This is a genomic window from Acinetobacter sp. 5862 (genome assembly GCF_024494585.1).
Lineage (GTDB): Bacteria > Pseudomonadota > Gammaproteobacteria > Pseudomonadales > Moraxellaceae > Acinetobacter.
In genome coordinates, this window is sequence record NZ_JANHGP010000010.1 from 1 (window position 1) to 6,919 (window position 6,919).

The window sequence follows — 6,919 nt, forward strand, 5'->3', positions numbered from 1 at the left end:
TGTTTAATTCGTCTGATCACAGATACTTTATAAAGCATTTTAATACTTTTTTGAATCTGTCAATGCGTAAGTCCTAGTTTATTTAGGTTCAATGAAAGGTGCGGGATTTGGGCTAGGTTGGTCTGTGTCATCACCCTCATCTTTCAGGTTATGTCTCATTTCATCACTATCGAGGTTTTCCATAGCTTTACGGATGGTCTCGTTACCGTGACTGCCATCATTTGACTGGATTGCCTGTTCACGTTCCGCACCTTGCTCCTGTAGTGCATTTTCAGGATTTTTAGGAATATCTTCCCTTTCTATAGCCTGCTGTAATTGATCACTGTCCGTCAGGCCTTCCACTTGCTGATAACTGAGTTTATCACCGTTCAAGAGGGTAGCCACTGCGCTTTCGGCTTGTGTACCATTGCTGTTATTCGGTTGTGAATGATGGTCCTGACCTGTTTTTGGAGAGGTATTGTCCTGATTATTTGAATGTGTCATCGAACTGCTCCTTAAATTCACTTTATGGATGTGTGATGAATTCAATATAACAATACGCTTTGTAACTCTTTGCCAACTCCTGTATTAAAGTCGATAGCAAATGTTGCTATGGTAAGTTGCTGTATTGCAGTCTTAAAACTTTCGTAAATGCTGAGATATACATATTGCCGATCACGGGCCACTCCATTGAAAATAATCGGCTGGCTGAAACATGCCAGCGGTTTAGCCCCTGATTCCATTTAGAGATTTCAACGTGAAATTACTGAATGAAAATTTTACTGGACGCATTTTTCAGTTAATATGATTTTATTCAACTTTTAGCCCTAGAGACGGAAGCTTGTGCAACAATACGCTCCCACATTACAACGTGTTTTATTGTTTGGACTGTTCTTTGTCTTAATGTATTTGGGATTCAGCATTCTCAAATACTTTATCGTTCCTGTTCTTTGGGCAGCGATTATTGCTTATATGACATGGCCTGTTTATTTATGGGTACAACGTCGCTTTTTTGGTGAAAATCGACCAACGCTAAATGCAACGATCATGATTACGTTGGTCATTTTAGTGATTGGGGTTCCCTTTGTTTGTGCCATTTTCATGCTGCAACTCGAAGGCCGAAATTTATATTTTAATTTACAAAAACAATTATTTTCAGGTCATATTCAAGTCCCCGAGTTTATAAAAACACTTCCGATTGTGGGTAAGGATATCAGTCGTACAGTCAATGAATTAAGTGCCGATCCGAATAGTATTGCAAAGAATGTTGCCGAATGGATACAAGGTCATTTGAGCTATGGCCGTTTTGTACTGAGCGAGATTAGTCGGAATTTAGTTAAACTGACATTTGCCATCATGACGTTGTTCTTTTTCTATCGTGATGGGCAAATGATTTTATCTCAGGTGAGTCGTGCCTTAGAAAAGATCATTGGTCCTCGCGTACATCATTATCTAGACACCATTTCAGAAACAACACGCGCTGTAGTGTATGGCGTGGGATTAACTGCTGTGGCACAAGCCATTTTAGCAGGTCTCAGTTACTTTGTAGCAGGTGTGCCTAACCCAATGCTACTCACCATGGTAACCTTTATTTTGGCCTTAATTCCATTTGGAACTCCCATCTCCTATTTAGGGGTTGGTTTATGGCTATTTGCTCAAGGCCAAACTGTTGAAGCAATTGGTGTGATTACATGGGGTGTCTTGATTGTAAGTAGTTCAGATAATGTGATTCGACCTTTAGTTATCTCAGGCGCAACTCAAATTCCATTCATTTTAATTATGTTTGGTGTGCTAGGAGGAATCGCAAGTTTTGGTTTAGTGGGCTTATTTATTGGTCCAGTCATCTTAGCTATTTTATTGGCAATCTGGCGTGAATGGCTGCATGAGAATGTTCAGGAGCCAATCGCTGCCATTGAAGCGCCACCTGAAACAAAGTCGTAATCTATTTACACGATTTACCATTTAATCTTACTGACAACTTGCGAGTTATCCCATACTTTATTTGAATCAAACAAATAAAGCTGATAGATAAGGATAATTTGCAATGATTTCAACGGTACAAAAGTCTTGTGTTCTGACAAGTTTAGTTTTGATAATGAGTGCATGTTCGTCTATTAACTTAGACAGCAATGCATCCAAAATTCAAACACAGCCAACGACAACAGATCAGAAACAACTCATACAAGTTTACCAAGTCGATGCCAAAGGTGTAGGTGCATCCATTGGAACAGTAACATTCAAACAAACAGCAAAAGGTTTATTAATTACCCCTGCGCTTGGAAAACTTTCCCCAGGTGAACATGGTTTTCATATCCATGAAAACGGCTCATGTGAAGCAGCATTAAAGGATGGCAAAATGGGAGCCGCCCTCGCTGCGGGCGGGCATCTTAACCCAGAGAAAGTTGCCCATCACGGTACGCCACTGGATGGACATTTAGGTGACCTGCCTGCCCTAACCGTGAATGACAAGGGTTTTGCAACAACGCCTGTGCTTGCCCCACGCCTGAAACTTACCGATATTCAGGGTCGGGCAATCATGATTCACGCAGGTGGCGATAATTATTCAGATTCACCTAAGCCTTTGGGCGGTGGCGGAGATCGGGTTGCCTGTGGTGTGATTAAGTAAAAAGTATTTTAGGCACTGTGGGTATCTAAAAAGATATCCACAGTTTCGTAGATATTTTATGCAGCTACAAACGACTACGCCACTGGTTCAGCATATTATTCACTAATTGATTCCCTCGGCTTTACGTTCTTGCATCACTTGTTTGAGCACAGCTCTTGGTTGCATAAACCAAAAACCGATCAAACTGACACTCGTTAAAGCAAAAGCCCAAATATGGAAATGCGTATAAAGTACACGCACCAATTCTATAATCACAAAGAAACTCATCATCAATAGCATTGAAACAGCCGCAGCGACTGTCCCTTTGGATACTTCTGAAGACATTAATGCAAAACGATATAAAACTGAAAAACTAATCCTCTCTCCTAAGCTTATTAAGGTCATACCGATCAATAAACACGGCACTAGATAAGTTTGCCAAATCACGCCTAAAATTAAAAACAGCGTTCCAATCAACATAATCGGTAAGCCCATCAAAATGGTTTTGCCTAATGGAAAGCGATCAATGATTTTGATCAGGATAATATTCCCTGCAATTAAGCCAAAAAATACAGGAAATTGCGCTAAACCATATTGCACACTACTGAGCTTTAACTCATCGACCAAGATGATGGGTGACAGCGCAATCCACAGCATTAATGGCATCCCAACCAAAGGTAAAGCAATGCTTAACCCTAAGAAACGGCGATTGGTGAATACTTTTTTAAAATCATCAAAAATATAAATAAAAGGTTGTCTCGCTCGACGCTCTGGGGTTGCTGGCATAAATTTATTTAGACCAAACCAACTCAGGAATGAAATGATTGCAATCGCAACAAAACCCCAATGCCAAGAGACATAATCAATCAGAAATGCACCCAGAACAGGCCCAAGTAATGGCGCAAGCAAGGAAATATTGGCCATTAATGCCATCACTTTAATGGCATCACGTTCCTCAAATGTTTCCTGAATTGCAGCATAACCCACTGCCGAAATGACCGTAAGGCCAATTCCCTGTAAGAAACGTAAAGTCAGGAATTGTTGGATATTCTGCGTCAATAAGATCAGCAAACAACAGATGGTAAAGAAAGCCACGCCTGCCAATAATACTTTCTTACGTCCAAGACGGTCTGACAGAGGTCCAAGCAACCAAGCAACACTTGCTCCACCCAATAAATAAAAAGACATGGAAGATGGTGCCCATGTTGCACTAACACCGAATTGTTCTGTAATTGCCAACATTGCTGGCTGAATTAAGTCATTACCAATATAGACTGAAAATTCGAATAGCACTAAAGCTAATGGAAACATGAGCGTTATACGGTTTAACGTCATGCTTTGATTGTTCGTCATCATGTTCTATTCACAAAAATAACCAATTCGCGTGCATCCATTTCCTTGAAAAAAAGAAAATAGATTCCGCACTACGTCATTTTATGGTTCTGATTTAAATTAAATTTTGATTTCCATGCAGTGAGAGCGCATGTAAAAATGTGAAAACACCGTATTCACAAGGTGTATAAATTGCGTGAGATTCGTAAATATTTTACCTATCGTAAAAATTTACAAGCGCAACTTTAGCACTTTTTAAAAATGCCTGCAATTTAAGCAATAAAATGAATTGTGTGGATATGTGAATAACCAAAAAGTTATCCACATTTTTGTTTGGTTTTTACTCATCGTCAATTTATCAATGAGATTCAGGAACACAATTCAAACTGGAATTTATTGGTATTGTCCCCTCTCGCACACTGATAGCTTTGTTTTTTATTTACAATCTTCCAGACTTCTTGATCACGCTTTAACTCATATTCGGTACGAATAGCTACAACAGAATCATCTAATTGCGCTTGTTCAACAGTGATTTCCGCATCTGTTGGGTTTTCAGCACGATTAAACTGCTGGTCAATTTTGAGATTAGTTTCATCATGAAATAAATTTGGTTGATCGAGTAAAACCGCATGTATTGCTGTACTTTTTTGTACCGCTGCTTCTTGCTGTGACTGTGCAATCGGCTGATTACATGCGGCTAAAAATAAGCTACACCCTAAAACCATCCAAATTTTATACATTTTGTACCTTTCCTATTTACCACATGCATTTATGCTACTATGCAAAACTGGATTTCAAAGCAACAAAATGTATGTGACTTATGAGAGATTTGTTGTATTGATCAATCATTTGAACATCATCACAAGTCAATAAAAAAACAAATTTTATAACATGAATATCACCACGGATTAGGCATCACCAATGTCAGATTTAGCAAAAAAATTAGCAATTATTTTAGTCGTCAGTAGTACGATTGTCGGCTGTTCGAAAAAAGAAGAAGGTGCTGCAAGCGATGTATCTGTAGCGACAGAAAGTGCGGCGCCCAATAGTGAAACAATTCGAGCAAATGCAGCAAAAAACCCCGAACAGTTAGTAAGCACACAACAAAGTGCTCTCGAACAAAATCGGCAATTAATTAAAAGTGCTGAATTAAAATTTGAAGTGAACGATGTATTAAAAACCACATCTACGCTTGAGCAACAGTTATTGCAATACAATGGCTATATTGAGAATAAGCAAATTGACTATCAAGTGAGTGACCGTTCTCAACATGATCGTATTGATGGAACCGTGGATGTTTATGAAAAAATCACGCCGACGGTACAACTGACGGTACGTATTCCAAATGATCAGGTGACAACATTTCTAAATCATTTACTGCCTTTAATGTTGAACTTTAATACACAAAGCTATGAAGCAAAACGTTACGAGTTAAAACTGTTAGAAGAGAAACTCAATACAGCGAACCAAAGTAATAGCGCATCTAATGCAGTAAATAATCAATTACAACAGCTCACTGATTTAGAAGTGAAAGATCGCCTAGCGTATAGCACCATTCGTTTAGAATTTTTCCAACAGCCAAAAGTGCGTAAGAGTCATGACCTCAATATTCATCGTATTGCATCACTAGACAGCGATCCATTACTCACCCGAATAGCCGAAGCATTCAAAATTGGACTATCCTATTTTAAAGAAACGCTCATCTGGTTGATCCAATTTTGGGCGTTTTATATAGTGATTATTGCAATTTGGTTGATCCGTAAAGCTTATAAAACACGAAAACAGAACCCATAATTATTGATTATTAGTCAATAGTATTTTGCTTATTTATACATTTTTACTCATGAATAGATTCTCTAAAATATATCCAAGTTTTAGAAATCTATTTTTGAGTTTAATTTTATGAGCAATATTTTAATTATTAATGGTGCTAAACAATTCGCTCACTCGAATGGTGAATTGAATGACACCCTGACTGACTTTTCCGAATCACATCTAAAAGCTTTAGGTCATACAGTACAAATGACACGTACCGACAGTGACTATGACATCCAAGCCGAAATTGAAAAATATTTATGGGCAGATGTAGTGATCTATCAAATGCCAGGCTGGTGGATGGGCGCGCCATGGACAATGAAAAAATATATTGATGATATTTTTACGATTGGTCATGGTTCACTCTATGCCAGTGATGGACGTAGCCGTTCTGATGCATCGAAAAAATATGGTTCAGGTGGCTTGCTCCAAGATAAAAAATACATGTTGTCGTTGACGTGGAATGCACCAATTGAAGCGTTCACTGATCCAGATCAATTCTTTCACGGCGTTGGCGTTGATGGTGTGTATTTAGCTTTCCATAAAGCCAATCAATTCTTGGGCATGGAATCATTACCTACATTTATCGTGAATGATGTAATCAAAATGCCCGATGTACCAAGCTACATCGAAGCGTACAAAGCCCATTTAGATCAGCTTTTTGCGACTGCCCATTAAGAGAGAAATCCTATGTTGACGATTATTGCAGAAATTCAGACACATGCAGGTGCAGAACATCGCCAAGCAGTTTTAGATGCTTTCCAAAAAATCATTCCAACTGTACTGGCAGAGGATGGTTGTCATGGCTATGCCCCATTGATTGATCACCTACCAGCGATTGCTATGCAGACACAAGATGAAAATAGCATTGTGATGTTAGAAAAATGGCAAAGTACTGCTCATCTCGAAGCACATATGCAAACTGCACATATGCAGCAGCATTTTGAAGCAACCAAAGACCATGTTGCTGATGTGAAAATCCGTATTCTAAACAGTGGGATTTAATAGATAAAACCATTAACCTAAGTTCGACATTAAATATAATCTTCAGAAATGCGTTCACTGAGTATTTAAGTCGAACTTAGATAATAAATAAGCGAATCATTCTATTAATATAGGACTTACGCACTATTATTTATAGATTCTCTGTGGTAGGAGATGATTTTTATCGAGAATAAAGTCATCAAT

The 6,919-nt window shown here is 38.6% G+C and carries 8 protein-coding genes; 5 read left to right on the top strand and 3 right to left on the bottom strand.

Annotated features, from left to right (window positions below):
* Window positions 1-78: 78 nt before the first annotated feature.
* The gene (locus tag NO346_RS00870) at window positions 79-483 is read right to left on the bottom strand and encodes a hypothetical protein (protein ID WP_256413905.1); all 405 of its coding nucleotides are present in this window, start codon (window positions 481-483) and stop codon (window positions 79-81) included.
* A gap of 339 nt (window positions 484-822) precedes the next feature.
* Here NO346_RS00870 and NO346_RS00875 point away from each other — a divergent pair, with 339 nt between their 5' ends.
* Window positions 823-1,920 (top strand): AI-2E family transporter, encoded by a 1,098-nt coding sequence (locus NO346_RS00875; protein ID WP_256413907.1) that lies wholly within the window; start codon window positions 823-825, stop codon window positions 1,918-1,920.
* Window positions 1,921-2,023: 103 nt separating this feature from the next.
* Complete coding sequence (gene sodC, locus NO346_RS00880) at window positions 2,024-2,605, top strand: superoxide dismutase [Cu-Zn] SodC (protein ID WP_256413908.1); 582 nt, start codon at window positions 2,024-2,026, stop codon at window positions 2,603-2,605.
* 102 nt (window positions 2,606-2,707) lie between these two features.
* Here sodC and NO346_RS00885 read toward each other — a convergent pair whose 3' ends face one another.
* Window positions 2,708-3,937 carry an MFS transporter gene (locus NO346_RS00885; protein WP_256413913.1) on the bottom strand — a complete coding sequence of 410 codons (1,230 nt, stop codon included), beginning with the start codon at window positions 3,935-3,937 and terminating at the stop codon, window positions 2,708-2,710.
* A 347-nt stretch (window positions 3,938-4,284) separates the two neighbouring features.
* Complete coding sequence (locus tag NO346_RS00890) at window positions 4,285-4,656, bottom strand: hypothetical protein (protein ID WP_256413909.1); 372 nt, start codon at window positions 4,654-4,656, stop codon at window positions 4,285-4,287.
* A 181-nt stretch (window positions 4,657-4,837) separates the two neighbouring features.
* Here NO346_RS00890 and NO346_RS00895 point away from each other — a divergent pair, with 181 nt between their 5' ends.
* The 3 genes from NO346_RS00895 (at window position 4,838) to NO346_RS00905 (ending at window position 6,736) form a co-directional block, all read left to right on the top strand.
* Window positions 4,838-5,710, top strand: coding sequence for a DUF4349 domain-containing protein (locus tag NO346_RS00895; RefSeq protein ID WP_256413910.1), 873 nt, complete (start codon window positions 4,838-4,840; stop codon window positions 5,708-5,710).
* 108 nt (window positions 5,711-5,818) lie between these two features.
* Window positions 5,819-6,409, top strand: a complete 591-nt coding sequence (locus NO346_RS00900; protein ID WP_256413912.1) for an NAD(P)H-dependent oxidoreductase — start codon at window positions 5,819-5,821, stop codon at window positions 6,407-6,409.
* Between the two features lie 12 nt (window positions 6,410-6,421).
* Window positions 6,422-6,736 (top strand): putative quinol monooxygenase, encoded by a 315-nt coding sequence (locus tag NO346_RS00905; protein WP_249570488.1) that lies wholly within the window; start codon window positions 6,422-6,424, stop codon window positions 6,734-6,736.
* Window positions 6,737-6,919: the final 183 nt, after the last annotated feature.

What these genes read in the sequence shown, in the direction of transcription:
- NO346_RS00890 (WP_256413909.1), bottom strand. Translation starts at nt 4,656, where the DNA reads ATGTATAAAATTTGGATGGTTTTAGGGTGTAGCTTATTTTTAGCCGCA.
- NO346_RS00900 (WP_256413912.1), top strand. Translation starts at nt 5,819, where the DNA reads ATGAGCAATATTTTAATTATTAATGGTGCTAAACAATTCGCTCACTCG.
- NO346_RS00905 (WP_249570488.1), top strand. Translation starts at nt 6,422, where the DNA reads ATGTTGACGATTATTGCAGAAATTCAGACACATGCAGGTGCAGAACAT.
- NO346_RS00885 (WP_256413913.1), bottom strand. Translation starts at nt 3,937, where the DNA reads ATGACGAACAATCAAAGCATGACGTTAAACCGTATAACGCTCATGTTT.
- NO346_RS00870 (WP_256413905.1), bottom strand. Translation starts at nt 483, where the DNA reads ATGACACATTCAAATAATCAGGACAATACCTCTCCAAAAACAGGTCAG.
- sodC (WP_256413908.1), top strand. Translation starts at nt 2,024, where the DNA reads ATGATTTCAACGGTACAAAAGTCTTGTGTTCTGACAAGTTTAGTTTTG.
- NO346_RS00895 (WP_256413910.1), top strand. Translation starts at nt 4,838, where the DNA reads ATGTCAGATTTAGCAAAAAAATTAGCAATTATTTTAGTCGTCAGTAGT.